This window comes from Dyella sp. 01L423, from assembly GCF_056399945.1.
This window is the reverse complement of sequence record NZ_JBFTSI010000002.1, coordinates 173851-198978: the sequence shown is the minus strand read 5'-3', so window position 1 is coordinate 198978 and position 25128 is coordinate 173851. Positions and strand designations below refer to the sequence as shown.

The 25128-nt window shown below is 65.3% G+C and carries 27 protein-coding genes, 1 tRNA gene and 1 other RNA gene; 8 read left to right on the top strand and 21 right to left on the bottom strand.

The genetic code is table 11. From position 1 onward, the window contains the following. Position 1: 1 nt before the first annotated feature. The 4 genes from fabD to AC1DMY_RS07520 form a co-directional block, all read right to left on the bottom strand. Complete coding sequence (gene fabD / locus AC1DMY_RS07535) at positions 2–949, bottom strand: ACP S-malonyltransferase (protein ID WP_477164359.1); 948 nt, start codon at positions 947–949, stop codon at positions 2–4. 296 nt (positions 950–1245) lie between these two features. Then, a complete protein-coding gene (locus AC1DMY_RS07530) occupies positions 1246–2220 on the bottom strand; it encodes a beta-ketoacyl-ACP synthase III (protein ID WP_046970144.1) in 975 nt (324 codons plus the stop codon). A gap of 146 nt (positions 2221–2366) precedes the next feature. Then, entirely contained in the window at positions 2367–2561 is a 195-nt protein-coding gene (rpmF, locus tag AC1DMY_RS07525; protein WP_046970143.1) for a 50S ribosomal protein L32, read from the bottom strand. Between the two features lie 18 nt (positions 2562–2579). Then, positions 2580–3059 (bottom strand): YceD family protein, encoded by a 480-nt coding sequence (locus AC1DMY_RS07520; protein WP_477165001.1) that lies wholly within the window; start codon positions 3057–3059, stop codon positions 2580–2582. A 173-nt stretch (positions 3060–3232) separates the two neighbouring features. On the opposite strand from AC1DMY_RS07520, the gene AC1DMY_RS07515 reads away from it, so the two are divergent. Then, positions 3233–3688 carry a hypothetical protein gene (locus AC1DMY_RS07515; RefSeq protein ID WP_477164358.1) on the top strand — a complete coding sequence of 152 codons (456 nt, stop codon included), beginning with the start codon at positions 3233–3235 and terminating at the stop codon, positions 3686–3688. Further along, positions 3685–4269: a Maf family protein gene (locus AC1DMY_RS07510; RefSeq protein ID WP_477164357.1), complete on the top strand. Its 585-nt coding sequence runs from the start codon at positions 3685–3687 to the stop codon at positions 4267–4269. The genes AC1DMY_RS07515 and AC1DMY_RS07510 overlap by 4 nt, the downstream gene beginning before the upstream one ends. Before the next feature lies 1 nt (position 4270). On the opposite strand, the gene AC1DMY_RS07505 is transcribed toward AC1DMY_RS07510, so the two are convergent. Then, positions 4271–5866: an ArnT family glycosyltransferase gene (locus AC1DMY_RS07505; protein WP_477164356.1), complete on the bottom strand. Its 1596-nt coding sequence runs from the start codon at positions 5864–5866 to the stop codon at positions 4271–4273. 41 nt (positions 5867–5907) lie between these two features. Between AC1DMY_RS07505 and AC1DMY_RS07500 the strand changes: the two genes are divergently transcribed. From AC1DMY_RS07500 to AC1DMY_RS07485, 4 genes are read left to right on the top strand one after another with little or no spacing between them, the layout of a single operon-like run. Next, positions 5908–6849, top strand: coding sequence for an AAA family ATPase (locus tag AC1DMY_RS07500; protein ID WP_046970138.1), 942 nt, complete (start codon positions 5908–5910; stop codon positions 6847–6849). Continuing rightward, positions 6849–7805 (top strand): DUF58 domain-containing protein, encoded by a 957-nt coding sequence (locus AC1DMY_RS07495; RefSeq protein ID WP_477164355.1) that lies wholly within the window; start codon positions 6849–6851, stop codon positions 7803–7805. Before AC1DMY_RS07500 ends, AC1DMY_RS07495 begins: the two co-directional genes overlap by 1 nt. Then, positions 7805–9772 carry a transglutaminase TgpA family protein gene (locus tag AC1DMY_RS07490; RefSeq protein ID WP_477164354.1) on the top strand — a complete coding sequence of 656 codons (1968 nt, stop codon included), beginning with the start codon at positions 7805–7807 and terminating at the stop codon, positions 9770–9772. The genes AC1DMY_RS07495 and AC1DMY_RS07490 overlap by 1 nt, the downstream gene beginning before the upstream one ends. 47 nt (positions 9773–9819) lie before the next feature. Further along, a complete protein-coding gene (locus tag AC1DMY_RS07485) occupies positions 9820–10437 on the top strand; it encodes a Slp family lipoprotein (RefSeq protein ID WP_477164353.1) in 618 nt (205 codons plus the stop codon). A 61-nt stretch (positions 10438–10498) separates the two neighbouring features. Here the strand turns inward: AC1DMY_RS07485 and AC1DMY_RS07480 are convergent, their stop codons facing one another. The 10 genes from AC1DMY_RS07480 to AC1DMY_RS07435 form a co-directional block, all read right to left on the bottom strand. Further along, on the bottom strand, positions 10499–10843 hold the full coding sequence (locus tag AC1DMY_RS07480; protein ID WP_477164352.1) for a histidine triad nucleotide-binding protein: 345 nt from the start codon (positions 10841–10843) through the stop codon (positions 10499–10501). A gap of 17 nt (positions 10844–10860) precedes the next feature. Beyond that, a complete protein-coding gene (locus AC1DMY_RS07475; protein WP_477164351.1) occupies positions 10861–11268 on the bottom strand; it encodes a GNAT family N-acetyltransferase in 408 nt (135 codons plus the stop codon). Between the two features lie 4 nt (positions 11269–11272). Continuing rightward, positions 11273–11866 carry a recombination mediator RecR gene (recR, locus tag AC1DMY_RS07470; RefSeq protein WP_477164350.1) on the bottom strand — a complete coding sequence of 198 codons (594 nt, stop codon included), beginning with the start codon at positions 11864–11866 and terminating at the stop codon, positions 11273–11275. A 136-nt stretch (positions 11867–12002) separates the two neighbouring features. Further along, positions 12003–12326 carry a YbaB/EbfC family nucleoid-associated protein gene (locus AC1DMY_RS07465; RefSeq protein ID WP_046970131.1) on the bottom strand — a complete coding sequence of 108 codons (324 nt, stop codon included), beginning with the start codon at positions 12324–12326 and terminating at the stop codon, positions 12003–12005. A gap of 20 nt (positions 12327–12346) precedes the next feature. Further along, a complete protein-coding gene (dnaX, locus tag AC1DMY_RS07460) occupies positions 12347–14029 on the bottom strand; it encodes a DNA polymerase III subunit gamma/tau (RefSeq protein ID WP_477164349.1) in 1683 nt (560 codons plus the stop codon). A 134-nt stretch (positions 14030–14163) separates the two neighbouring features. Further along, an RNA gene (ffs, locus tag AC1DMY_RS07455) (signal recognition particle sRNA small type) lies at positions 14164–14260 on the bottom strand. A gap of 60 nt (positions 14261–14320) precedes the next feature. After that, a tRNA-Ser gene (locus AC1DMY_RS07450) sits at positions 14321–14413 on the bottom strand. Positions 14414–14514: 101 nt separating this feature from the next. After that, the gene (locus AC1DMY_RS07445) at positions 14515–15018 is read right to left on the bottom strand and encodes a DinB family protein (protein WP_477164348.1); all 504 of its coding nucleotides are present in this window, start codon (positions 15016–15018) and stop codon (positions 14515–14517) included. A 24-nt stretch (positions 15019–15042) separates the two neighbouring features. Then, complete coding sequence (locus tag AC1DMY_RS07440) at positions 15043–15801, bottom strand: MBL fold metallo-hydrolase (protein WP_477164347.1); 759 nt, start codon at positions 15799–15801, stop codon at positions 15043–15045. Continuing rightward, entirely contained in the window at positions 15798–16523 is a 726-nt protein-coding gene (locus AC1DMY_RS07435; RefSeq protein WP_477164346.1) for a 3-deoxy-D-manno-octulosonic acid kinase, read from the bottom strand. The genes AC1DMY_RS07440 and AC1DMY_RS07435 overlap by 4 nt, the downstream gene beginning before the upstream one ends. A gap of 56 nt (positions 16524–16579) precedes the next feature. Between AC1DMY_RS07435 and AC1DMY_RS07430 the strand changes: the two genes are divergently transcribed. Beyond that, positions 16580–17623, top strand: a complete 1044-nt coding sequence (locus AC1DMY_RS07430) for a glycosyltransferase family 9 protein (RefSeq protein ID WP_477164345.1) — start codon at positions 16580–16582, stop codon at positions 17621–17623. 92 nt (positions 17624–17715) lie between these two features. On the opposite strand, the gene AC1DMY_RS07425 is transcribed toward AC1DMY_RS07430, so the two are convergent. Next, complete coding sequence (locus AC1DMY_RS07425; RefSeq protein ID WP_477164344.1) at positions 17716–18114, bottom strand: DUF6165 family protein; 399 nt, start codon at positions 18112–18114, stop codon at positions 17716–17718. Between the two features lie 165 nt (positions 18115–18279). Between AC1DMY_RS07425 and AC1DMY_RS07420 the strand changes: the two genes are divergently transcribed. Further along, positions 18280–18756 carry a glycine zipper 2TM domain-containing protein gene (locus tag AC1DMY_RS07420; protein ID WP_477164343.1) on the top strand — a complete coding sequence of 159 codons (477 nt, stop codon included), beginning with the start codon at positions 18280–18282 and terminating at the stop codon, positions 18754–18756. A gap of 62 nt (positions 18757–18818) precedes the next feature. Here AC1DMY_RS07420 and lpxK read toward each other — a convergent pair whose 3' ends face one another. From lpxK to AC1DMY_RS07395, 5 genes are all read right to left on the bottom strand, one after another. After that, positions 18819–19796 carry a tetraacyldisaccharide 4'-kinase gene (gene lpxK, locus AC1DMY_RS07415; RefSeq protein WP_477164342.1) on the bottom strand — a complete coding sequence of 326 codons (978 nt, stop codon included), beginning with the start codon at positions 19794–19796 and terminating at the stop codon, positions 18819–18821. A gap of 9 nt (positions 19797–19805) precedes the next feature. Then, complete coding sequence (msbA, locus tag AC1DMY_RS07410) at positions 19806–21578, bottom strand: lipid A export permease/ATP-binding protein MsbA (RefSeq protein WP_477164341.1); 1773 nt, start codon at positions 21576–21578, stop codon at positions 19806–19808. Beyond that, positions 21575–22006: an ExbD/TolR family protein gene (locus AC1DMY_RS07405; protein ID WP_477164340.1), complete on the bottom strand. Its 432-nt coding sequence runs from the start codon at positions 22004–22006 to the stop codon at positions 21575–21577. The genes msbA and AC1DMY_RS07405 overlap by 4 nt, the downstream gene beginning before the upstream one ends. Before the next feature lie 3 nt (positions 22007–22009). Beyond that, the gene (locus tag AC1DMY_RS07400; RefSeq protein WP_477165000.1) at positions 22010–22660 is read right to left on the bottom strand and encodes a MotA/TolQ/ExbB proton channel family protein; all 651 of its coding nucleotides are present in this window, start codon (positions 22658–22660) and stop codon (positions 22010–22012) included. 148 nt (positions 22661–22808) lie between these two features. Beyond that, complete coding sequence (locus tag AC1DMY_RS07395; RefSeq protein ID WP_477164339.1) at positions 22809–25106, bottom strand: DNA internalization-related competence protein ComEC/Rec2; 2298 nt, start codon at positions 25104–25106, stop codon at positions 22809–22811. Positions 25107–25128 lie beyond the last annotated feature (22 nt).

Genomic DNA, 25128 nt, shown 5'->3' with positions numbered 1-25128 from the left:
ATCAGGCCCACTCGGCGCGGGCGGCTTCCAGCTCGGCCGGCGTACCGATGGCGCGCGCTTCCACGCTCTTGTCGATACGCTTGATCAGGCCGGCCAGCACCTTGCCCGGACCCGCTTCAGCGATGCGCGTCGCACCGCCTGCGACCAGGGCCTGCACGCATTGCGTCCAGCGCACCGGCAGGTACAGCTGGCGCTGCAGCGCGCCGCGAATGTCTTCCAGCGTGTCGTAGCTGCGCGCTTCGGCGTTCTGCACCACCGGCACGGACGGCAGCGTCCAGTGGATCGACGTCATGCGCTCGCCCAGGCGATCGGCCGCATCGCGCATCAGCGCGCAATGCGAAGGTACCGACACAGCCAGCTTGATGGCCTTCTTCACGCCCTGCTCCGCCAGCTTGGCCAGCGCGCGATCCACCGCTTCGGCATTGCCTGCGATAACGAGCTGACCGGGCGAATTGAAGTTGGCCGGGGACACGACCTGGCCCTGCGCGACTTCCTCGCACACGGCAGCAATCTGCGCATCGTCGCCACCGAGGATGGCCGCCATCGCACCCACGCCCGGCGGCACCGCTGCCTGCATCAGGCGGCCGCGCTCTGCGACCAGCGCCGCGGCGTCATGCAGCGACAGCGCGCCCGCGCACACCAAGGCGCTGTACTCACCCAGGCTGTGGCCGGACATCTGCGCCGGCGTAACGCCACCGAGTTTCTGCCACACGCGCCATACCGCCACGCTGGCGGCGAGCAGCGCCGGCTGCGTGTTCTCGGTGCGGTTGAGGTCTTCTTCCGGACCGTGCTGGCTGAGCGCCCACAGGTCGATGCCCGCGCCCTGCGATGCTTCGTCGAACGTGGCCTTCACTTCCGCATGCGCAGCGGCCAGCTCGGCCAGCATGCCAACGGATTGCGAACCCTGGCCAGGGAAAACGAAGGCGAGCGTGGCGGCGGTATCGGTCATGGATGAGGGTTTTCTGAAATCGAAAAACGGAATGGTGCCAGTAATCAGCGCCATACGCAGCTGTATTTGGTCACACGGGGGCCGATCACCTTACTTTCCCGTCATTCCGGCGCAGGCCGGAGGCGCCTTGCAACAGCGAAGCTGGTCATCCAGTGGCCGTATCGCCTGGTTGTCGCAAGAGCCTGTGGCGGCGCTCGTGATAACCCTAACTCTCCGTCACTGGATTCAGGCCTGCGCCGGAATGACGGGCAAAAAAAAAGCCGCCCGAAGGCGGCCTTTCATCGAACTTGAGGTAATCAATAGCGCAGCAGTGCCGACGCCCACGTGAATCCACCGCCAAACGCTTCCAGCAACAGGTTCTGGCCACGCTTGACCTTGCCCGAACGCACGGCGTAATCCAGCGCCAGCGGCACCGAGCCCGACGACGTGTTGGCGTGCTCCTGCACGGTCACGATCACCTGCTCCATCGGCATCTTCAGACGCTTGGCGGTTGCCTCGATGATGCGCAGGTTGGCCTGGTGCGGGATCAGCCAGTCGATCTGCGATTCGTCCATGCCAGCGGCCTGCAGCGTTTCGTCGACCAGCGAGTCGAGCGTCTTCACGGCGACCTTGAATACTTCGCGGCCAGCCATGTTGATGCGCACGCCGTGGTTGGGCTCGTCCTTGAAACCGACCGAGACGCCCACGGGGTTGTACAGCAGATGCTTGAAGCCGCCGTCGGCATGCAACAGCGTGGCGTAGATGCCCGGCTCTTCCGAGGCTTCCAGCACCACGGCGCCGGCGCCGTCGCCGAACAGCACGCAGGTTTCGCGCTCGGTCCAGTCGACCATGCGGGTCAGCGTTTCCGCGCCGATCACCAGCACTTTCTTGGACTGGCCGCTGCGGATGAACTTGTCGGCAATGCCCAGCGCGTAGACGAAGCCCGAGCAGGCCGCATTGACGTCGAACGCCGCGCAGCCGTTGGCGCCCAGACGGTGCTGCACGAGACAGGCGGTGGACGGAAAAATGATGTCCGGCGTGGTCGTGCCGAGCACGATCAGATCAAGCTCCGACGCCTTGACGCCGGCAGCTTCCAGGGCGCGTTCCGCGGCCTCGGTGGCCAGGTCGCCGGTGGTCTGGCCCTCAGCGGCGATATGGCGGCGTTGAATGCCGGTGCGGCTGACAATCCATTCGTCACTGGTCTCGACGATCTTCTCTAGATCGGCGTTGGTCACCACTCGCTCAGGCAGTGCGCTGCCGGTGCCGGTGATGCGGGCGTAAATCTGGGCCATTAACTTTCCATGCGACGGGTTGGGACGAAGCGGCCTCAAAGGCTCAAGCCAGCTTCCAAACCGCCAACGTTACGTGGGTGATCGCATAAACGCAAAGCGGCGCGAAATCGCGCCGCCATGCGAAACCGTATCCCTTGCGGGAACGATCAATCCTCTTCGACCACCGCGCCGGCGGTCTGGATGACCTTCTTGCCGCGGTAGTAGCCGTCCTTGGTGACGTGGTGGCGCAGATGCACCTCGCCGCTGGTCGGATCGGTCGACAGCTGCACGGTCTTCAGCGCATCGTGCGAACGACGCATGCCGCGGGTGGACGGGGTCTTGCGGCTCTTGGCAACGGCCATGGCGAATCTCCAGCTAAATCAGTTTTTCTTGAGTTCGCGCAAAACCGCGAACGGGTTATCGGAACGCCCTTCGCTGGAGACTTCCTCCGGCGTGGGGCCTACTACGTCTTCAGGCAATGTGCTGTCCGGATTGACCGGGACCAGCGGCAGCGCCAACAACAATTCGTCTTCGATGACTTCCAGCAAGTTCAGCTTGCTGTCGTCGGCAATCAGCAGCGGCTCGACGTTGGGCGGCAGGGCCGCTTCATCGCGCTCGGAGCGGATCAATCCCAGCCGGCTATCGACCGTCAAGGGCAATACAAATGGCTCAAGGCTGCGCTGGCAGGTCAGCGTGAGCGGAGCCTGGACCCGGACATCGAGGTACGCCGTACCAAACTCGTCCCGGCCAAAATCCAGCTCGTACTTCGCCGTCCCTTCCGTACCGGCCAAGGTCTCGCCCAATCGCTTCATGGCGACTACGGGGAACTCCCCCTGGAACGAACGCCGCGCCGAGACCATGCGCCAAGCGTCCACGGACTCTGGCAGTGTCACGGACATAGACCCGAAATCATAGGATTACAACCCATTGAAGTCAACGGGCTAACCGGTCCGCGAGCCCTGACTTCGCCAATTTTGCCTGAACGGCCCCGGTACGGCAGACTTTGCCCACTTCTCTTGCGAGCTGGCCGCCCGTGAACCCCTACCTGACGCTCGGCATCGCTGCGCTATTGATCCTTGCCGCTGCCTTGGTCGGGGCCATCCTGGCCTATCGGCGTCGTGCCGATCGCCGGACGCTGAGCCTGCTTCAGCTGCTGGAACTGGCCGACAAGGTGGAAGCGGATCTCAAGACCTGCCGAGCCGGCCTGCAGCAGGCCCACGCCGTCATGTCGCTCAACCCGGATCTGCCCGCCAGCAGCGAACAGGAAGCGCGCCACGCGATCGACGCGGGCCTGCGCTCCCTGTTGCAACAACGTATCTGGATCCGCGACGCGGCTCCGAAAGCCTCGCAAGAGGAGCTCGATAAGGCCGTCGCATCCATGAATGATACCCGCTCGCGGCTCCAACCGCTGCTGGCCGCTCTGGATCGCGCCCAGCACGACCTGGACAGCGCCATGCGGGAACACCTGCGCCGTGAGCACGACGCATGAGCCTGCCCACCCTGGTGTTGGGCTCGACCTCGCGCTATCGGGCCGAACTGCTGCGCCGCATCGTCGCCGATTTCGAACAACGCGCTCCCGGCACCGACGAAACCGCCCTGCCCGATGAAACGCCGCGCGATCGCGCCACTCGGCTTGCCATCGCCAAAGCCCGGGCGGCGGCAGAGGGACTGGACGATGCGCTGGTGATTGGTTCCGACCAGGTCGCCGAACTGGGCGGCACGGTGCTCGACAAACCCGGCACATCCGAACGCGCACGCGCACAACTGCTGGCGAGCTCCGGTCGCGAAGTGCATTTCCATACGGCGCTGTGCCTCCACGACACTCGCTCGGGTGAGGATCGCGTGCATGTCGACCACACCGTGGTGATGTTTCGCAGCCTGGCCGTGGACGAGATCGATCGCTACATCGATCGCGAGCAGCCGCTCGATTGCGCCGGCAGCTTCAAGTGCGAAGGACTGGGCATCAGCCTGTTCGAGCGCATCGACAACCAGGATCCATCGGCTTTGATTGGCCTGCCGCTGATTGCACTGGCACGCATGCTGCGCGAAGCAGGAATCGCGCTGCCCTGACTCAGGGATGTTCGTCGTTCGCCGCAGCGATTCGCCAGATCGGGCAGGCATCGCTCGCCGTCGCCTCGACAGGCAGCGATGGCGGAACCGTTCCTGCATAGAAAGCGATCCGGCGGCGCCCGTCGAACAGATCCAGCCGCGTCAGCGGTGCCGACTGGTTGATGCGACCACACAGCGTACGCAACCAATCCGCTCGCTCATGCACGCGCAGCGCTTTTTCATCCACCGCGAGCAGCATGAGTTCGCCGCCATGCCGTCGGCGCAGGGCGGCTTCATCCAATTCCCACCAGGCCAGCTGCGGCGCGCGCCCGTGCTTGATGTTGAGTGGACTGTCGAGCACATAGACCGGCACGCTGCCACCCAACTGGAAATCGATTTCCGCCGCCAGCATGAAGTTGTCGGCAACCAGCACGCCAGGATGCGAGGCGAGCAGTTCGTGCGCCATGTCGCCGCTTTCGCGCCAGCCGACGAAACGGGCCGGGAATGCCTTGAGGCCCGCCAACACACGCGCTCCGTTATCGCTCGCTGCCAGGCCGAGATAAGCGAGACCGCCAAGCAGCCCCACCGCCGCCAGCACGAACGCAGCCGTCAACCACGACTGCCGCCACGGCCGCCGTTCGCGCAGCAAAACAGGCAATGCGGCCAACAGCGGCAGATAGCCGGGCAAGGGCCAGTGCGCCCGGAAGCGGACGTCGTCGGCAAACAGGCCCAGCGCGAAATAGACGACGATGAAGCAGCTGGACACGATCGCGATGACGTCCCACGGTCGTCCCTCGCCACGACGACGCCAGCACACCCACGCCGCCCACAACAGCAGCAGGTACAACAACGGCGTGCAGGCCACCGCCTGCTCCAGCGGCTGCACCAGGGCGTCGACATGGAATTGCCAGGGATTGCGCTCGACCAGTTGGAAGGCCATCCCCGCGCCGTGTTGCTGCCAGTTGGAAATGGCCAGCGGGATCAAGCCCAGCGCAGCCACTGCCAAGGCCAGCCATAATCCCGGGCGGCGCCACTGCGCCCGCCCCCGCGGGGTCATCACGCAAAACAGCAGACCGGCCAGCATCGGCATGGCGGCCCGGTAATGGGTCAGCCAGCACACGCCCAATGACAGGCCGAGCAGCAGCCAGTCGCGCAGGTAGTCGCGATCCAGCGCCCGCATCAGGCCCAGCAAGGCTGCCATGATCGCCACCGTCAGCGGCACGTCCGGCAAGGCGAGCACACCCAGACTGCCCGCCAGCGGCAAGGCCAGGCACAGCAAGCCGGCCTGCCAGCCGGCGCGTTCGTCGAACGCCTCGCGGGCAAAGGCACGCATCAGCCATGGCAGGCAGCTGCCGATCAGCAGGAAAGGCCAGCGCATGCCGAACACGCCGTGCCCGGCGACGGTCTCGCCAAAGCGGATCAGCAATGCAGTGAGGGGCGGCAAGTCGCTGTAGCCCCAGGCAAGGCGGCGGCTCTCTTGCCAGTAGAAGGCCTCGTCACCAAACGGTGACAGGCTTGCAGCAAGCATGATCTTGACCACGCAGAGCACTGCGAAAGCGATCACGAACATTGCTCGCCAGCGCGAGAAACCCGCGGCTACACTGGGGGTGTCACGCATGAGCTCTGTTCCGCATCACCCTTCCCCGCTGCCAGAAACCCATGTCCGCCATTACTCCGCTACACGAAGAATCACTACGCACGCGGCTGGAGGCCAGCATGGCCCAGGTCAACCGCGTGCTGCTGGGCAAGCCGCGCCAGGTCAAGCTCGCCTTCACCTGCCTGCTCGCTGGCGGCCATCTTCTACTGGAAGACGTGCCCGGCGTTGGCAAGACCACGCTGGCCCATGCCCTGGCCGCCAGTTTTGAACTGGATTTCCAGCGCGTGCAGTTCACCAGCGACCTGCTGCCCTCGGACATTATCGGGGTGAGCGTCTACGAGCGCGAGACGGGGCAGTTCCGTTTCCATCCCGGCCCCATCTTCACCGGACTGCTGCTGGCCGACGAAATCAATCGCGCCACGCCCAAGACGCAGAGCGCCCTGCTCGAGTCGATGGCGGAAGGCCAGGTCACGGTGGACGGCCAGACGCATATCCTGCCGCAGCCCTTCTTCGTGGTGGCCACGCAAAATCCGCTCGATCTGGCCGGCACTTTCCCGCTGCCGGACTCCCAGCTGGACCGTTTCATGTTGCGCGTCTCGCTGGACTACCCCGACGCCGCCGCGGAACGCGCGCTGCTCACCGGCAGCGATCGACGCGACCTGCTTGCTCAACTGACGCCGCAACTGGATGTGGCAGGCCTGGCCGAACTGGCGCGGCGAGCGCAATCGGTGACGGCGAGCTCGGCGTTGCTGGATTACCTGCAGGCCCTGCTGGCCGCCAGTCGACGCCATGCGGACGTCCGCGTGGGCCTGTCGCCGCGAGCCGGTCTTGCGCTGCTGAGCGCCGCACGCGCGTGGGCCATGCTGAGCGGACGTCAGCATGTATTGCCGGAGGATATCCAGGCGCTGTTCGTGCCGCTGGCAGCGCATCGCCTGGTCACCACCCGGGGCGCGAGCGGTGACAGCCTCGCACGCAGCCTGCTTGCCGACGTCGCGGTGGATTAATGCTCGCCGCGATTCGTCGCGTCCAGACCTGGGCAGAACGACGCCTGCCTGCACTCACTCGATACAAGCGCACCGAACCCTTGCCGATCGTCCTGCATCGGCGGCGCGTCTACATCGTGCCGACCGCCTTTGGCGCGGCCTTTACCGTGCTGCTGCTGATCATGCTGGTGGGTGCGCTGAACTACACCAACAACGCCGCGTTGATGCTCACCTGTCTGCTGGGCTCGGCTACATCCGCGAGCATGCTGATCGCGTTTCGCAGCCTCAATGGGCTCAAACTCACCGGCATCCGGCAAGGCCAGGCCATCGCGGGCGAGCCCATGGCGATCACCCTGGTCTTCGGCGGCAGCCGGCACGCGCATGTCTCGGTGCACGCGGACATGAACGAACAGGCCGAAGCCTTCGCGGTGGAGGCGCACGGTGAAACCCTGGTGTCCCTGCAGCTGGATACCCAGCGTCGTGGCTGGCGCCCCATGCCTCGCATCAAGCTGTGGAGCAACTGGCCGCTCGGGCTGTTCCACGCGTGGAGCTGGATTCATCCCGACCAGGCAGTGCTCGTGTGGCCGCACCCTGAAACCGGCGGCCCACCGCCGCTGCTGCCCGGCGATGCCAGCCAGCGGCAACGCCTGCACCAGGGCGAGGATATTGCAGCCTTGCGCGCCTATCGCGCGGGCGACCCGCAGCGGCATATCTCGTGGAAGCACAGCGCGCGCCACGACAGCTTGCTGGTGAAAGATTTCGAGCAACCCGAAGCGCAGGAGGAGTGGCACCTCGATTGGCGCCAGCTCGCTCAATTGAGTCCGGAGGCACGCATCGAACGCCTGGCCCGCTGGCTGGGCGAAGCGGAGACGGTCGGACGGCCCACCAGTTTGTGGCTGCCCACTGAAGAGATCGGGCTGGGACATGGCCGCAGTCACTACAGCCACTGCATGAATGCGCTGGCCCGGATGCCGTGATGCGTCTTTCCCTGTTCCGGCACAAACACCAGGCGCCGCTGGATCGGCGCCCATTCGACCTGTTGTGCATCACCGTCACCGTGGTGCTCGGCGTGCATGCCCCTCACCTGCCGGCGTGGTTCACGCTCGCGCTGGCAGTGATGCTCGGCCTGCGCTGGTGGCAGCGCCGCCAGCGGCCGGGCCGTGCGCCGGCCTATCTGAAACTATCGCTGCTGGCGCTGCTGACCGCGGCGGTGATTTCCCACTACAGCACGCTGTTTGGACGCGAGCCTGGCGCAGCGCTGGTGGCCGGCCTGCTGGTGCTCAAGCTGTTCGAAACGGAGACACCGCGGGATGCCCGCGTTGGCGCAGCGTTCTCTTGCTTTGCGCTGATGACGGCCCTGCTGTTCGATCAAGGCATGGTGGCCACCGTGCTGGTGGCGCTTGGCTTGCTGCCTGCCTTGGCGACGTTGCGCGCGCTGCAGCCGGCGCGGCCCGCCAGCAGTCTTCCGCGCGAGTTGCTGCCCGCGCTCAAACTGCTGGCTGCCTCGCTACCGCTGGCCTTGCTGGCGTTTGTCTTCGTTCCCCGCTTGAGCTCGCCGCTATGGGGCGCACCCAATAGCACGCAAGGCCGTACCGGCTTGAGTGAGGATATGTCGCCCGGCGACTTCGCCGCACTCTTCGAGGACGAACGACCCGCCATGCGCGTGGCCTTCGTCGGTACGCCGCCGCCCAATCAGCAGCGCTACTTTCGCGCCTACGTCCTTTTGAATTATGACGGCCGCACCTGGAGCGGCAGTGAGCGCCATGGCAGCCCGGCAACGGTCGAACACGGCCCGGTCACTCAATACACCGTGGCCTTGGAGGCCACTGGCCAACGCGTGCTGCCCGCGCTCGACGTGCCGCTGGAGGCGCCTGCCCAGGCAAGCATGAGCGCGGACCGCGAAATGCGTGCCGATCGTCCGGTCAACGATCCCCTGGTCTACTCGCTGCGCTCGGCTCCCAGCTACCGCATGCAAGGGCAGCTCAGCGAACGCGAACGGCGCCGTGCCCTGCAATTGCCGCAGGGATTCGATCCGCAGGCGCGCGCACTGGGGCAACGATGGCGTACGCAATACGGCAGCAACGACGGGGCGATTGTCCAAGCCGCCATGACGCTGTTCCATGACGGCGGCTTCAGCTACACGCTGGCGCCCGCTCCGCTGGGGCACAACACGGTCGATGATTTCCTGTTCGGTACGCACGAAGGCTTCTGCGAGCACTATGCGTCGTCCTTCGTGGTGCTGATGCGTGCGGCCGGCATCCCCGCCCGCGTCGTCACCGGCTATCAGGGCGGCTACTGGAACAGCATGGGCAACTACCTGCTCGTGCGCCAAGCCGATGCCCACGCATGGAGCGAAGTCTGGTTGCCGGGACGTGGCTGGGTGCGCATGGACCCCACCGCTGCCGTGCGTCCGGAACGGGTGAGCCAGGGATCCGCGGCAGCCAATGCCACGGCAGCTGACTGGGCCCCCAACCAGTGGTGGCTGTCGTGGCGCAACCGTTGGGACATCGTCAACCAGTGGTGGAACCAAGGCGTTATCGGCTTTGACACGCTGCGGCAGCGCGGCCTGCTGACGCCGTTCGGTGTGCAGGACACCAACGTCGGCATCCTGGGTTTGCTGCTTGCCGTGGGCGGTTCGCTATTTGCTGTAGGCGGTTTGCTATGGGCCATGTGGCAACGTCCGGAAGCGGATCGAGCACATACAAGCATGCGGTTGCTGGAAAAACGGCTGGCCGCGGCGGGCGTAACCCGTCGCCACAGCGAAGGACCGCAGCACTACTTCAGCCGCGCCGCGCGGGCCCTCCCCAGCCAACGCGACCAGCTGGAACACCTGATGAGGACGTATCTGGAACTGCGTTACGCGCACGACGAACCGCCAGCTGACTTGCTTAAAAACTTTCGACAGGCGGCGCGGGACTTTCGACCGCGTCGCGTGGTCAAATGATATTGAACCGTGGATGCGCCGCATCCACCACACGATGGAGAAGCGTCATGTCCATGTACAAGCCGTTGATTCTCGCGACCGCCGTGGCCACGCTGGCGGCCTGCGCAACGGTGCCGCAACCGCTGCAGGGCACGTTCACCCAAGTCAATTCTGTTGCCGCCCAGCAGGAAGGCAATGGAGCCGCCGGCGCCCAGGTTCGCTGGGGCGGCCAGATCATCGAGACCAAACCCGGTCCGCAGGAAACCTGCTTCTACGTGCTGCAGCGCCCGCTGGATGATCAGGCGCGCCCGGAGTCGGCGAGCACGGATGGCCAAACGCAGGGCCGCTTCGTGGCGTGCCGCGCCGGCTTCTACGATCCGGAAGTGTTTACCGCTGGCCGCGACATCACCGTCACCGGCGTTATCCAGGGCACGATGTCGGAGAAGATCGGCGAGTACAACTACGCCTATCCGCGCATCGAAGCCAACGTGGTCTACCTGTGGCCCAAGCGCGTGATCGTGAACTACGGCCCGGGCTACTACGACCCGTTCTGGGGTCCCTACTGGGGTCCGGGTTGGGGTCCGTGGGGCGGCTGGGGTGGTTATTACGGCGGCTACGGCGGCTACTACGGCGGCTACTACCGCACGCGCGTGATCGTGCGTCCGCCCCCGGCGCCGCACCACTGATCGCGTCTAAAGAAAACGCCGGCTATCGCCGGCGTTTTTTTGTGCCCGAAGCCGTGCCGGCTCAGCCCGGCGGCCAGTGCATCTGGCGCCCGCCCAGCAGGTGCACGTGCAGGTGGAACACCGTCTGGCCGCCATGCTCATTGCAGTTGATCACCGTGCGATAGCCTTCATCGGCCAGGCCTTCGCGACGCGCGTACGCGGCAGCAGCCAGCAGCAGTTTGCCCAGCAACTCCGCGTCGGCCGCCGTGGCGCCATCGAGCGTGGCGATCGGCTTCTTGGGCACGAACAACACATGCACCGGTGCTTGCGGATTGAGATCGCGGAACGCCAGCACCTCATCGTCCTCATAGACGATATCGGCGGGGATTTCACGACGGATGATCTTGCCGAAGATAGTGTCGCCCATGTCTGGTTCCTTAGCCTTTATGACAACCGCAACAGCATACCCTGCGCGCCCGGCGCCACCAGCTTGAATCCGAATTTTGCGTACAGCTCGTGCGCCGTGCCGTCAGCAATTAGCGCCACCATGGTGCGCAGCGGCGCGCGCGCATGCACTTCATCCATCAGCGCCTGCATGATGCGTCGCCCCAGGCCTTGACCCTGCCACGCCGGCGCCACGGCGATATCGACCACGAACAGAAACAGGCCGCCATCGCCAACGACGCGCCCCATCCCGATCAATTCGCCCTCGTGGCGCACGCAGACCGAGCACCAGCTGGCCGGAAGACCGAGCGCAGCGCCCTCTTCCGACATCATGCTCAGGCCGGCCGCGCTGCGCAGCGCGCGGTATTCCTGGTTGCCTGGAATTTCCAGGCTGAGCGCAGGCGTCATCGCCTCAGTCCAGCGCCTGGCGACTGCCAAAAGCGTGGGCCAGGGTGCCGCGATCGACGTATTCCAGTTCGCCACCCAGCGGCACGCCGTGGGCCAAACGCGTCGGCCGCACGTTCGCCGCACGCGCAAGCTGCGCCAGATAGTGCGCCGTGGCTTCGCCTTCCACGGTGGGGTTGGTGGCGATGATCATTTCCTCGATCTCGCCTTCGCCCAGGCGCTCGGCCAGGCGATCGAGACCGAGCTCTTCAGGGCCCAGGCCATCGAGCGGCGACAAACGACCCAGCAGCACGAAGTACTGGCCGCGAAAGCCGGTGGCCTGTTCGATGGCGGCCAATTCGGTGGGCGACTCCACCACGCACAACACCTGGCGATCGCGGCTGCTGCTGGAGCAGAGGTTGCACACCGGCGTCTCGCTGAAATTGCGGCAGCGGGAACAGTTGCCGATCTCGCGCATGGCCTGCTCCATCACCTGAGCCAGACGCTGGCCGCGTTCGCGGTCGCGCTCCAGCAAATGGAAGGCCATACGCTGCGCACTCTTGCCGCCCACACCGGGTAGGCAACGCAGCGCTTCGATGAGGTCGGTGAGGAGCTTGCTCATGATTCCAAAGTCACTGTAGGAGCGCACCTTGTGCGCGGCCGCGGAGATGCAGCGTTAAACCAGTCATCGGTTGTCGCGACGGCATCCCCGCTCCGTAGGCTGTCGCGCACAGGGTGCGCTCCCACAGAAGAGTGCGTCAGAACGGCATCTTGAAGCCGGGCGGCAGATTCATGCCCGAGGTCACGCCGCCGAGCTTGTTCTTGCTGACGTCCGCCACCTTGTTCACCGCGTCGTTGATCGCGGCAGCCACCAGGTCTTCGGCCATTTCCGGATCATCGGCAAACAGCTTGCGGTCGATCTGCACGCGGCGCACTTCATGCACGCCGGTCATCAGCACGGTGACCAGGCCACCGCCGGCGCTGCCGGTAACTTCGAGCTTGGCGATCTCTTCCTGCGCGCGCTTCATTTCTTCCTGCATGCGCTGGGCCTGCTGCATCAGCTGACCGATCTGTCCTCTCATGGGTAACTCCGCTATCTCGTTCAGTGTTCAAACGGCTTGATCGACTGTGGCACCACTCGCGCGCCGAATTCACGCTTGAGCGACTGCACCAGGGGATCTTCCTCGATGGCCTGCTCGGCAGCCGACTGGGCTGCGACGCGGGCGGTGGCGGCGCGTGCCGCAGGGGTCTGGCCGGCGGCGCCGTGTTCTTCGACGAAACGCAGCTTGATGCGTTCGCCCAGCGCCTGGCCGACGCGTTCTTCCATCTGGCCGATCATGGGCTCGACCGCCAAATGCATGTGCATGGGTTGCAGGGCGAGCACGAGGGTGTGGCCTTCGCGATCTCGCAGCACGGCATTCTGGGCAAGCTGCCCCAGCGGTCCGCGCAGATTGGCTTGCTCGATCAGGCTTTCCCAATGCGGCAAGCCGCGTGCATCGACGGCCAGCGGGGCGCGCGGCGCCGGAGCGGCGGCCACCGGTGCAGCCACAGGCGGCGGCGTAGCGCGTGCAGGCGACGGCTCGGCCACGCTGGCCATGTGCATGCGTTCGTTGGCGACTGGAGCGGCGGCACGCGGCGGCGTGGCCGTACGCGCGGCGGCGCCTGCCGACGGCCGTTCAGCCGGTGCTCCCCCCGCATCGGCGGGGCGAAACGCCAGCATGCGCAACAGAGCCATTTCGAAACCCGTACGCGCGTCGGGCGCCAGGGCCAGATCGCGGCGACCGCTGGTGGCGATCTGGTAGTACAGCTGTACGTCTTCCGGCGCCAGCTGCCGCGCCAGATCAACCAGCGCACTATCGTCGTTGCCGTTCTCTTCCGGTCGATAGCCCGGCACCAGCTGGATCAGCTGGATGCGATGCAGGACGCTGGCGAGATCGTCCAGCACACCGCCGAAATCCGGTGAGAACGAGGCAATGCGCGTGCACTCGGCCATCAGCGCTTCGCCGTCGCCGGCGGCCAGCGCCTGCAGCAGGCCAAGCACCTGTCCGCGCGCAACGCTGCCCAGCATGGCGCGCACATCGTCGATACGCAGCGAACCGCCGCCGTAAGCAATGGCCTGGTCGAGCAGCGAGAGACCGTCGCGCAGCGAACCATCCGCGCCGCGCGCGAGTTCGGCAATGGCCGCGTCTTCGTACGCGATGTTTTCCGCGCCGAGGATGTGGCGCATCTGGCCGGAGATCTGTTCCGGCAGCAGGCGCTTGAGGTTGAATTTCAGGCAGCGCGACAGCACCGTCACCGGCAGCTTCTGCGGGTCGGTGGTGGCGAGCAGGAATTTGACGTGCGGCGGCGGCTCTTCCAGCGTCTTCAGCAAGGCGTTGAACGCCGGCTTGGAGAGCATGTGCACTTCGTCGACCAGGTAAACCTTGAAGCGGCCGCGCGCCGGTGCGTACTGCGCGTTCTCGATCACTTCGCGCACGTCGTCCACGCCGGTGTTGCTGGCCGCGTCGATTTCCAGCAGGTCAACGAAGCGGCCCTGGTCCACCGCCGTGCAGACCGCACACTCTCCGCAGGGATCGGCCGATTCGCCGCGTTCGCAGTTCAGCGACTTGGCAAAAATGCGCGCGATCGTGGTCTTGCCCACGCCGCGGGTACCGGTGAACAGATAAGCGTGGTGCATGCGACCGGTGTCGAGCGCATTGGTGAGCGCGCGCACCACGTGCTCCTGCCCGACCAGTTCGGCGAACTTGCGGGGGCGCCACTTGCGAGCGAGTACCTGATAAGACATACCGTGCCTATCTTTGGGCGAAAGTCGATTGTGCCAAGTCGCGGACAGCAAGTCAGTAACGGCCGGCTCATCCAGCAGTATGACGCGACGGGATCGAGGGGGATTGGAGGATCGAGGGCCTGAAAAGGCGGCGGCCCTGCCAGCCACACCCCGGCACCCGAATCATTCGCTACCGTTGCTCCCTTCCGGGCCTGGCGGAATTTACGAACTATCGTCGCGGGGGGACCGACAGGGCCACCATAGAGACGTACTTTGTGCGTCAGCTCAAGGCCGGCGCTAGGTTTCACTCACTGGCGGAGAGGGCGGGATTCGAACCCGCGATACGGGGATAAGCCGTATACACACTTTCCAGGCGTGCTCCTTCAACCACTCGGACACCTCTCCGCAATGGTGAAACCCCTTGCCACAGCCCATTGGCCCCGGCAAAGAAGCGAGAGGATAACGGGACGGGGGCGTTCACACAAGATAGCCGCCCGCCACCTTGCTCATTCCTGGGGCACGTCCCGGAGGAAAACCGGCAGGTCGGTCGCCGGCGGCTTGACAGGCACCTGGTAGAACATATCCGCGACAAAACCTCGGTGATAAGTGGCGTGATTGACCACGTGCAGCACCATGTCCTCGCGGCTCATCCGCCCTTCCACACCGCCGATGAACTCGAAAGTGACGACCTCGGCGGCCTGTTGCGGCGTGAGTGCGCTGGCGTACTCCAGATACCAGGTATTCATGGCGTTCTGGCGCACCCTCAGCTCGTCAAACGGCAGCGGCTCGGGCGTGTTGCGACTCGTGTAGCCGTGAACACGCCCTTGCAGGTGAGCCTGGAAGATATCGTCGACCACCCAGCTATGACTGAGGGTGCGCAACATGTTTCCGAAGATGGTGGCGCGCGGCGCGGTGGACGCGCCTTCCGGCAGGGCGGCCACGGCGTCATAGATCAGCTCGTCGGCCCAGGCTCGATAACGCAGCAGCTTGCGCAGGTGTGGCGTGGACATGGATTGGAGGGTCCTGCAGTGGAGTCAACCGGCTTCGGGACGCGGCGGCATCGGCGCAGGCAAGGCAACACGTTCGCCTGTGCGAGCCACGGTGTAACCGCGCGCCGCCAGTGCCTGTCCATCGGCCTCGCTGCCGTAGTGATACAGCCGCAGTCGAGAACGCCATGCTTGCGGATACTCGCGCTCGATGTCGTCAATGCCGGTATGGGAGGGGTTGCCTACTAGACCGCAATCATGGGCAATGAGTTCCGTGCCGGCCGCGACGCGGGCAAGCACTTCGGGGATCGGGCGCGTATCGCCGGTATAGGCAAAACTGCCCGCCAGGGCCACGCCGTAGGAGGTGCCCGCCATGTGATGGCGCGTGCCGAATACGTCGAACCACAGCCCGTCCAGCCAGAAGCCGCGCGTGCACGGCACCAGCCGAAAGGCTTCCCAGAAATTGACGCCGCCTTCGGCCAGCACGTTCGGATAGTCCGCCACCCGCGCCTGCAGCCAGGGCAGCAGCCCGGCGTGCACGAACACCTGCGTGCGTCCCCGCCACTGCTCGTCGAACCACAGGCGGAAGAACAGCCGCTCCATGCCGCCGATGTGGTCCATATGCGTATGCGTGATGTAGAGCGCACGCGGCGGCTCGCCATACGCGGCGACATAGCGATCCAACGTGTCCGGGCCGCAGTCGATCAGCAACAGCGGCTTGCCGTCGCGCTCAAGCACGACGGCCGAGGAACCCAGTTCCACGGCGTGCGCCGCACCCACACCCAGGAAATGCAGGGACCAGTTCATGCTCTCAGCGTACGCTCGTAGCGATAGATCAGGGGTTTCCACAACTGCTCGTCGAACGCGGCCTCGCCTTGCGCCGCCGCCCCAAGCTTCAGCAGCGAACGGCGCAGGCGCAGCAGATTGGCCTGCTGCCAGCTCTCGGCGGGCTCGCGCAGGCAGCCGCGGTCGAAGTCGATGAGGTAAAGCTCATCGCTCGTCACCAGCACATTGTGGGCGTTGAGATCGGCATGCCAGATGCCGGCGCGATGGAAGCGCGCCACCAGCGCGCCGACCAGCTCAGCCATTTCACCGTCCAGCTGCCCGGCCGCCAGACACTCGGCCAGCGTCTGCGCATGGGCGATGCGGCGGGTGATCAGGTCGGCGGTATAGAACCAGCCACGACGCTGGTAACGGCAGGCGACCGGCTGTGCGCTGGGCAATCCGCGCGAGGCGATAAAGCCCAGCAGGCGGAATTCGGCGAAGCAACGCGTGTGCTGCGCGCCGCGCCAGAAGTAGCGGTCGCCCATCAGCTTGGCCACCATGCCGCCGCGTCGATAGTGCCGCAGCACGCATTCACCCACCGAAGTGTCGATGATGGCCACGCCACCGCGGCCACCCGCTTGCTGGCGCAAGCCACCACGTTCGCGCCATGCTTCGGGCTCGAACCAATCGTCTTCGACTTGTGGGGACACCGCGGCGTCGAACAGAATCACACCAGCGGAGCTCTCGCGAATTCGTTCCTGCATCGCCCTCTACGCTTCAGACGCACGCCCCGAGCCCTAAGTCCGATGATTCTAGCCTAATGCCCACGCCTGCCTCGATCTGCCTGCTGCGAACCTCCGCCATCGGCGACGTGACCCACGTCGTACCGCTGGTGCGCACCCTCCAGGCGGCGTGGCCACGAGCCAAGCTGAGCTGGATCGTGGGCAAGCTCGAACGCAAGCTGGTGGGCGACCTGCCCGGGGTCGACTTCGTCACTTTCGACAAGGGCGCGGGCATTGCCGGCATGCGTGCCGTCGGCACGGAATTGAAAGGGCAACGCTTTGACGCCCTGCTGCAGATGCAGGTGGCGCTGCGCTCCAACCTGCTGAGCCTGTTCATCAAAGCCGATCGCCGCATCGGCTACGACCAGGCACGCGCCAAGGATGGTCACGGCCTGGTGATCGGCGAGCGCATACCCGCCCGCACCGGCGAACACGTGCTGGATGCGATGGGCAGCTTTTGCGAACCCTTGGGTCTCAAGCAGACGCAGGTACGCTGGGATATTCCCATCCCCGAGGACGCCCATGCCTGGGCCGCCGAACAGCTACCCGGCGAGCAGCCGACGCTGCTGGTCAGCCCAACCTCCAGCCACGCGGTGCGCAACTGGCGCCCCGAGCGCTACGCCGCCGTGATGGATCACGCGGCTGAGAAAAACTGGCGCGTCGTGCTGGTGGGCGGCCCATCCGCACTCGAACGGAGCATGGCCGACGCCGTGCTCGCCGCCTGCCGCCATGCACCGCTCGACCTCACCGGCAAGGACACGCTGAAGAAGATGATGGCCATGTTGGTGCGCGCCCCCATCCTGCTCACCCCCGACTCCGGCCCCATGCACATGGCCAACACGGTGGGCTGCAAAGTGCTGGGCCTGCACGCCGCCAGCAACCCGAATCGTTCGGGTCCTTATTCCGACCGCCGCTGGTGCGTGGACAAATACAACGAAGCCTCACTCGCCTTTCTCGGCAAACCCGCCAGCGAGATACCGTGGGGCACGAAGATCGAGAAGCCCGGCGTGATGGATCTGATCGCCGTCGATGAGGTGATCGATCGATTCGAAGCGTGCGCAGAGCACCTAGGCCTCTTCTGAGTCGATCTTCCCTGTGGGAGCGCACCCTGTGCGCGACTGGCACGTTGCGACAGTCGCGCACAGGGTGCGCTCCCACAAGGGGGTGAGGCGAGTTACTTCGCCTTGTAATCCTGGTACGACTTTTCTTCCACCAGCTGCGAGCCCAGCTTGATATTGATCTCGCGCTTCACCGCAGCGCGGTCGTCGTTCTCGAAGTACACCGCGCGGGCCAGTTCGATGAATTCGGCGTCGAAGGCCTGGGCCTTTTCCTTCAGGCGGATGCGGTCTTCGATGTCCCACAGCGACTCGTTCACGGCCAGTAGGCGGGCGCGTTCGGCGGTGATGTCAGTCTGCGAGGCCGGATGGCTTGCCCAGGTGGTGTTGAGCAGATCAAGCTCGGTGCGCACGTTGGCCAGCTTGGCGGCGTCGGTGATCTGCTTGGATTTGATTTCCAGGATGGTGATCTTGTCGATCAGCTCGCCGTAAGAAACCGGGACTTGGATAAGGCTCATGACAGCTCCGAAGGTGCAGGGCTTGCGCAACGTGCCGCAGGGGTCACGGCGGGCGGGCGGAAAAGTGCACATGATAGAGGGTCTTGGTCGATTCATTCAGTCCGCCATTCAGCCTGCCTCGCTAGACTGGCCACGCAACGCCCACCCAATGGAGAGAGAGAGTCCATGTTCACCCCCCGTATCGCCGTGTTGTCCCTGGCAGCCCTGCTGGCTATCAGCCCGTTTGCCGCCAGCGCCCAGTCCCAGCAGCCGGCGCGCAACGGCGTACTGGTCCGCAACGACGGCATCTATATCCGCTGTGACCAGTGCGGCACGGTAGAAGCGATCGACCAGAACATCACCCAGGGCAATGACCACAGCATGGCCGGCACCATCATCGGCGGCATCGCCGGTGGCGTGCTGGGCAACCAGGTCGGCAAGGGCAAGGGCAACACCCTGGCCACCGTGGCCGGCGCCGTCGGCGGCGGCTACGCGGGCAACCGCATCGGCGCCAACAGCGGCCGCCCGAACGCCAGCTACAGCTTGCGCATCCGCATGGGCAATGGCTCCTATGCCAATGTGACGGTGCCTGACGCCAGCGCGATCCGCACCGGCGATCTGGTGCAGATCGACCCGCAGGGCAATATCACCCGCATCCAGTAAGTCGCTGCACGATGCAAACAAAAAAGCCGGCCTGCGAAGGCCGGCTTTTTTTGTGTCTGACGTCAGCGCTCTTGGCCGCGCAGGCGCGCACCGATGTCGTCGAAGAACGCTGTCGGCAGTACCGCCCGCACCGGCACCGACCACCAATGGGCCTGAGCGAAGGATCTGCATTTCACGGCATCCTTTTCCGTCATCAGCACTGGCTTGCCGTCGAACGGAAGATCGTTCGGCACAAACGCATGGTGATCTGGAAACGGATGCTCGGTCACTTGCAAACCGTGCGCACGTAGGCTGGCGAAAAAGCGCGCCGGATTTCCGATCGCGGCGACCGCATGCACGGCCTGGCCGGCGAAATCCGCCAGCGGCTGGGCGTGATCGTCGACCAGAGCGCGAACCATGCCGCCGTGCAGTTCCATCGGGATGTCGCCGGGCGCCACCGCACCGCCGTTGCAGACGCGGTAGCTGACCTGCTGCAGACGCGACATAGGCTCGCGCAGGGGACCGGCCGGCAACAGGCGGCCATTGCCGAAGCGGCGCACACCGTCGATCACGCAGATCTCCAGGTCGCGCGCCAGCGCATAGTGCTGCAGGCCGTCATCGGCGATCACGACGTCGCAACCGGCGTCGATCAACAGCTTCGCCGCCGCGGGTCGGTCGCGTCCCACGGCCACCGGCACACCGCTGGCGCGGATCAGGCATGGCTCATCGCCGACCTGTGCGGGCGTGGCCGACGCATCCAGCAACAGAGGAAGTTTTTGGGTGCCGCCGTAGCCGCGACTCACCACGCCAGGCGTGTAGCCGCGCTCGCGCAGCCCTTCGGCCAGGGCAATGGTCAAGGGGGTCTTGCCAGTGCCGCCCACGCTCAAGTTGCCGATGACGATCACCGGCACCGTCAGCTGCACGCTGCGCAGCACGCCCATGCGATACAGCGCGCGCCGCAGCGCGGTGAGCGCGCCGTAGAGCAGCGACAATGGCCCGGTCCACCAAGGTGCACGCGCTGTGCCGTACCAAGCCGATTCGAGACGTTCGGCCGTCGTCATGCCATGGCCTCAGTCACTGGCCTGGCTGTGGAACTGCATGCGATGCAGCGCGGCGTAGTGGCCGTTCAAGGCCAGCAGGTCCGCGTGCGTGCCACGCTCGACGATGCGGCCCTGGTCCATCACGGCAATCTGGTCGGCGTGTTCGATGGTCGACAGACGATGGGCGATGACCAGCGTGGTGCGGTCCTTCATCAGCCCCTGCAGTGCCTGCTGGATCAGGCGCTCGGATTCGGTATCCAGCGCGCTGGTCGCTTCGTCCAGCACGAGGATGGGTGCGTTCTTGAGGATCGCGCGTGCGATGGCCAGGCGCTGGCGCTGGCCGCCGGAAAGCAGATTGCCGCCCTGCCCGATCACGCTATGGATGCCTTGCGGCATCTTCTGGATGAATTCCCACGCATTGGCTGCCTGCGCGGCGGCGATGATGTCGGCCTCGCTCGCACCGGCGAGTTCGCCATACGCAATGTTTTCCGCCACGGTGCCGTCGAACAACACGACGCTCTGCCCCACCCAGGCAATTTGCCGGCGCAAGGAGGCCAGCGTGATGCTCTCGTAGTCGTCGCCGTCGAGCAGGATGTGTCCCGTCGTCGGCGCGTTGAAGCGAGGCAGCAGGCTGACCAGGCTGCTCTTGCCACTGCCCGATCGCCCCACCAAGGCGGTGACCGTGCCCGGCGCGCAGTGCAGGTTGATGCCACGCAAGGCTTCGAACTCGCCGCGCGGATACACCAACCCCACGTTCTCGAAGCGGATGTCGCCCTGGGCGCGCTCCAGTACGCGCGTGCCCACATCAACCTCGGGCGCCGTATCGATGATCTCGAACAGGTTTTCGGCCGCGGAAATGCCGCTCTGGATGTTCGACTGGATATTCGCCAGCCGCTTCAGCGACGGCATCAAGCCGCCCATGGCGGTCAGCACGGTGATGAACACACCGGCGGTCATGTGCTGGATTTCGAACGGCCGCGTCGCCAGAAACACCATTACCGCAAGCGCCAGCGCCGCCACGGTCTGGATCGCGGTGCTCGACTGCGCATTGGTGGAAGCAATCTTGAGATTCAGTCGACGCGTGCTGTCGGTGACATCCCTGAAACGCGCAGCCGCCTGCTCCTGGCCGCCGTAAATGCGGATCTCGCGATGCGCCTCGACCGATTCTTCCACCGTGCCGGTCACCGAACCCATCATGCCCTGGATGCGACGGCTGATCGCACGATAGCGACGGCTGACAATGCTAGCGATGAGCATGATCAGGGGCACCATCACGAACAGCGCCAGCGTGAGGTAGGCACTGGTGCTCAACATCACGTAGATGAAGCCGATCACGGTAACGCCTTCGGTCACCACCACTTTGACCGAATCGGTGGAGGCGGACGCCACCTGTTCGCTGGTATAGGTGATGCGCGAAACCTGGTGCCCGGAATGCTCCTGGCCGAAGAACGTCGCCGGCAGGCGCAGATACGCGCCAAACACGTCGCGCTGCATCGCGTTGACCACGTTGCGGCCGATGTAGGACACGCCGTAGCTGCTGGCGAAGGTGCCGATGCCGCGTACCAGGAAAATCAGCACGATCCAGATCGGCATCCAGAAAATCAGCACCGGATCCTTGTCGACAAACAGCTTGTCGATCATCGGCTTCAGCAGCTTGGTGAATACCGCCAGGCCGCCGCCGTCGACGATCATGCCGATGATGGCGATCACACCCACCACCCAGAAGCGCCTGGTGTAACCGAACAGGCGCTTGTAGATCTGGCGCGTATGCGCGTCCCAGATCTTTACCTTGCCGTTGCTCACTGAGCGCTATCCGCCTGGCTGGGGGTCGTGGCGATGGACAACTTGGTGAAGCCAAGCTGGCCCAGCGCGTCCATGGCGGTGACAACGTTCTGATGCGGGGTCATCGCGTCCGCGCGGATGGTGACCTGGCGCTCGCGATCGTCGCCAACCACATTGCCAATAGCCTGCTTGAGCGGTTCGACGCCTTCGCCATGCACTTCATCGCTGCCCACGAAGAAGTGGCCGTCGCGATCCACCACGACGGTGAGCGCGGGAGCCTGCATGTCGCGCTCTTCCGCACTGGCCTTGGGCAGAGTCACCTGCAGGCGCGAGTGCTGGATAAAGGTCGTCGTCAACACGAAGAACATCAGCAGGGTAAGCAGCACGTCGATCAGCGAGATCACGTTGATCTCGAAGTCGTCTTGCCGACGGTCGTTGCCGATACGCATGCGTCAGCTCGCGCTCGACTCGGCGGCGGCAGCGCGCGGCGTACGCGTGCGGGGCGCAGGAGCCGGCTGGTTGACGGTGAGCTCGTCGAGCAACTCGGTGGCCTGCTTTTCCATATCCACGCAGTAGCCAGCCACCTTGGAACGGAAATAGCGATGCAGCACGTAAGCCGGAATCGCCACGATCAGGCCGGTGGCGGTGCAGATCAGCGCCTCGCCGATGCCGCCGGCCATCTTCATGGGATCGCCCACGCCACCGTGCAGCACTTCCATGAACATGCGGATCAGGCCGATCACGGTGCCGAGCAGGCCAAGCAGCGGGCCGATCAGGGCGATCGTGCCCAAGGTATTGAGATAGCGCTCCATGCGATGGACGACATGGCGGCCGGTGTCCTCGATGCGCTCCTTGATGAGCTCACGGGGGCGGTTGCGCACAGCCAGCGCAGAGGCCAGCAGCTCGCCCAGCGGCGAACCATTGGCGAGCGTGGTGAGGTGGCTCGGATCGAGCTGACCCGAGCGCGCCCAGTTGCGCACTTCCTCGCCCAGGCCGGGCGGCAGCACCGACTTGCGGCGCAGGGTCCAGCAACGCTCCAGCACGATCGCCAGGGCGACCGCCGAACAGATCAGGATGGGCAGCATCGCCCAGCCACCAGCCATCAAGATATCCAGCACAACGACTCCGAGCCACTTCGCCAGTCAGGAGGGACGCATCATAACAGTCTCGTCCCGCGGTTCCGCGGCACCGGTGGCAGTTGCGAAAGTCGCCTTTTTGGGGCCTCCGATGGCTTCCGGCAAGGTCCCAGGCTTATTCGCGCCAGTAGCGAGACTGGCGTTGCCGCCAGGTGGCTGCGACATGGGGCGGCCGATCCGGCGGCGCGTCGACCTGGATGGCCCCGGCGGTCGCGGTGTTCAGCCACGGCACGCCGGCCTCGTCGTAGCGCTTGATGACGATCGGGCTGGGGTGGTGGAAGCGGTTGTGCCAGCCTGCCGAATCCAGGGCCAGCGCGGGCGCTATCGCCTGGATGAAACTGGCACTTGATGATGTCTTGCTGCCGTGGTGAGGCACCGTCATCACCAGCGCAGGTCCCGGCGGCAGCGATGCGGCCACCGTCGGTTCAACGGCCGCCGTGATGTCGCCGGTCAGCAGCGCGCGGCCGCCCCGCCCCTCCACCAGCAGAACGCAGGAGCGGTCGTTCGCCGGACCACCGGCCGCGCCCGAGGGCAGCACTCGCAAGCTCACGCCATCCCATTGCCACGTCTTGCCGGCCTCGCACGCCGCCATCGCGATGGAGAGTCGTTCGGGCTCACCCGAGAGGCGTTCCTCCGCGGGAAACGCTGCTGCCACGGCCGGGATGCCGCCCGCATGATCGTTATCGGCGTGACTGGCGATGAGCAGATCGAGATGTTCGATGCCCAGCGCACGCAGCGAAGGAAGCACTGCTGCCTCGCCCAGATCGAAATCCGACGGATAGCGCGCACCCGCGTCGTAGACGAGTGCGTGATGCTCGGTGCGAATCACCACCGACAGGCCCTGCCCCACGTCCAGCATCCACAGCTGGAAGCCGCCCTGCGTGGGCAGCGTTCGCTGCGGAAACAGCAGTGGCAGGAACAACACACCGGCGAGCCATCGCATGGGCATGCCGCGCGGCGCGAACAACCACAGCGCGCCCAAGGTCGCCAGCACCAGCGCCCATGCGCTGACTTCGGGCAGATACCAATGCGCACCCGGCCAGGTCGCCATCCGCTCGAGCAGCCACCATTGCGCATGCGCCAGCCACCCCGCAACGACAAACACCGGCTGCGCCAGCGGCGGACAGATCCCCAGCGCAATCATGCCGATCAATGCGGCGGGCACGATGACGAAGCTCACGAACGGAACGGCGATCAGGTTCGATAGCGCACCAACGAGGGACGATTCGCCGAAGAACCACATCGTCAACGGCAACAGCGACAGCGTCATCACCAGCTGCCCGGCGGACAACTCGTGCAGAAAGCCGCGCAGTCCCTTGCCGCGCATCGACATGCTCACCATCAGGAACGCCACGCCGATAAACGACAGCCAGAATCCTGCCGACAGCACCGACAGAGGATCAACCAACAGCACGGCCATCAGCGCGAGCGAGAGCGTCTGCGCGCCCGTCGGATGACGCCGGGAACAACGGGCCAGCGCCACAATGGCAATCATCAGCAAAGTGCGCACAGTCGGCAGGCCAAAGCCCGCCAATGCGCTGTACACCCCTGCCGTTGCCATCGCCGCCATGGCTCGCGCTTGCACTCGGGGAAATCGCCATCCGCAGCGCGGCATCAACAGATAGACGAGACGCGCAAACCACACGCCGAACAAGGCAGACACGCCCACGTGAAAACCCAAAATGGCGATCAAGTGGGGGATGCCGTTGGCCCGCGCGACTTCCCAATCATGCTGACTCAAACCACGCGTATCGCCCACGGAAAACGTCTGCAGCAAGGCCGCATCGTGCGGATCGCCAACGCGCGCGGCAATCGCGCGACTGATCGCAGCCCGTATGCTGTTGATGCAGAAACCCGCGCTTTCCAGCGGCGTATTGTCCGCACCCTCGCGCACATAGCCCACCGCCACGATGTGGCGTTCGAGCGCGCTGCGTTCGCCGTCGGCGCCGCCGGGATTGACCAGCCCGCGTGGACGCTTGAGGCGCAAGCTGAGTTGCCAGCGGCTACATGGCTGTATCTCCGGAACGTCGCGGTACCAATTCACGCGCACGCGGCCGTGCAAGAGCAACGGCGCTTCGCCGAGTGCGGCATGTTCGATGTTGAGCAAAAAACCGGTGGTGTCGTTGCCGACGACCGGCAGATCGGCGACACGACCCACGACGGTGATGTCCTGCCCTTCCCGCTCGCGCGGCAGGCGCGCATCCATGGCGGCGCCGCCGCGCCAGCATGCCCACGCGACACCGAACAAACACCAGGCCAACGCCCGCCCATAGGCGCCTAGACGAAGCGCGATGCACGCAAATACAGCTAGTGCGCCGCAGATCCAGGCCGGCGGCAACACCACCAGCCACTGCACGGCAAGCACGCCAAGCAGCAACATGATTGCCGGTACCAGCGCGCCGTCCTTGCGCAATGCCGTCCCCTTCCGTGCGGAG

Bases quoted from the DNA above. Each gene is read 5' to 3' on its own strand.
- fabD (WP_477164359.1), bottom strand. From the start codon at position 949: ATGACCGATACCGCCGCCACGCTCGCCTTCGTTTTCCCTGGCCAGGGT.
- AC1DMY_RS07530 (WP_046970144.1), bottom strand. From the start codon at position 2,220: ATGGCCCAGATTTACGCCCGCATCACCGGCACCGGCAGCGCACTGCCT.
- rpmF (WP_046970143.1), bottom strand. From the start codon at position 2,561: ATGGCCGTTGCCAAGAGCCGCAAGACCCCGTCCACCCGCGGCATGCGT.
- AC1DMY_RS07520 (WP_477165001.1), bottom strand. From the start codon at position 3,059: ATGGTCTCGGCGCGGCGTTCGTTCCAGGGGGAGTTCCCCGTAGTCGCC.
- AC1DMY_RS07510 (WP_477164357.1), top strand. From the start codon at position 3,685: ATGAGCCTGCCCACCCTGGTGTTGGGCTCGACCTCGCGCTATCGGGCC.
- AC1DMY_RS07505 (WP_477164356.1), bottom strand. From the start codon at position 5,866: ATGCGTGACACCCCCAGTGTAGCCGCGGGTTTCTCGCGCTGGCGAGCA.
- AC1DMY_RS07500 (WP_046970138.1), top strand. From the start codon at position 5,908: ATGTCCGCCATTACTCCGCTACACGAAGAATCACTACGCACGCGGCTG.
- AC1DMY_RS07495 (WP_477164355.1), top strand. From the start codon at position 6,849: ATGCTCGCCGCGATTCGTCGCGTCCAGACCTGGGCAGAACGACGCCTG.
- AC1DMY_RS07490 (WP_477164354.1), top strand. From the start codon at position 7,805: ATGCGTCTTTCCCTGTTCCGGCACAAACACCAGGCGCCGCTGGATCGG.
- AC1DMY_RS07485 (WP_477164353.1), top strand. From the start codon at position 9,820: ATGTCCATGTACAAGCCGTTGATTCTCGCGACCGCCGTGGCCACGCTG.
- AC1DMY_RS07480 (WP_477164352.1), bottom strand. From the start codon at position 10,843: ATGGGCGACACTATCTTCGGCAAGATCATCCGTCGTGAAATCCCCGCC.
- AC1DMY_RS07475 (WP_477164351.1), bottom strand. From the start codon at position 11,268: ATGACGCCTGCGCTCAGCCTGGAAATTCCAGGCAACCAGGAATACCGC.
- recR (WP_477164350.1), bottom strand. From the start codon at position 11,866: ATGAGCAAGCTCCTCACCGACCTCATCGAAGCGCTGCGTTGCCTACCC.
- AC1DMY_RS07465 (WP_046970131.1), bottom strand. From the start codon at position 12,326: ATGAGAGGACAGATCGGTCAGCTGATGCAGCAGGCCCAGCGCATGCAG.
- dnaX (WP_477164349.1), bottom strand. From the start codon at position 14,029: ATGTCTTATCAGGTACTCGCTCGCAAGTGGCGCCCCCGCAAGTTCGCC.
- AC1DMY_RS07445 (WP_477164348.1), bottom strand. From the start codon at position 15,018: ATGTCCACGCCACACCTGCGCAAGCTGCTGCGTTATCGAGCCTGGGCC.
- AC1DMY_RS07440 (WP_477164347.1), bottom strand. From the start codon at position 15,801: ATGAACTGGTCCCTGCATTTCCTGGGTGTGGGTGCGGCGCACGCCGTG.
- AC1DMY_RS07435 (WP_477164346.1), bottom strand. From the start codon at position 16,523: ATGCAGGAACGAATTCGCGAGAGCTCCGCTGGTGTGATTCTGTTCGAC.
- AC1DMY_RS07430 (WP_477164345.1), top strand. From the start codon at position 16,580: ATGCCCACGCCTGCCTCGATCTGCCTGCTGCGAACCTCCGCCATCGGC.
- AC1DMY_RS07425 (WP_477164344.1), bottom strand. From the start codon at position 18,114: ATGAGCCTTATCCAAGTCCCGGTTTCTTACGGCGAGCTGATCGACAAG.
- AC1DMY_RS07420 (WP_477164343.1), top strand. From the start codon at position 18,280: ATGTTCACCCCCCGTATCGCCGTGTTGTCCCTGGCAGCCCTGCTGGCT.
- lpxK (WP_477164342.1), bottom strand. From the start codon at position 19,796: ATGACGACGGCCGAACGTCTCGAATCGGCTTGGTACGGCACAGCGCGT.
- AC1DMY_RS07405 (WP_477164340.1), bottom strand. From the start codon at position 22,006: ATGCGTATCGGCAACGACCGTCGGCAAGACGACTTCGAGATCAACGTG.
- AC1DMY_RS07400 (WP_477165000.1), bottom strand. From the start codon at position 22,660: ATGGCTGGTGGCTGGGCGATGCTGCCCATCCTGATCTGTTCGGCGGTC.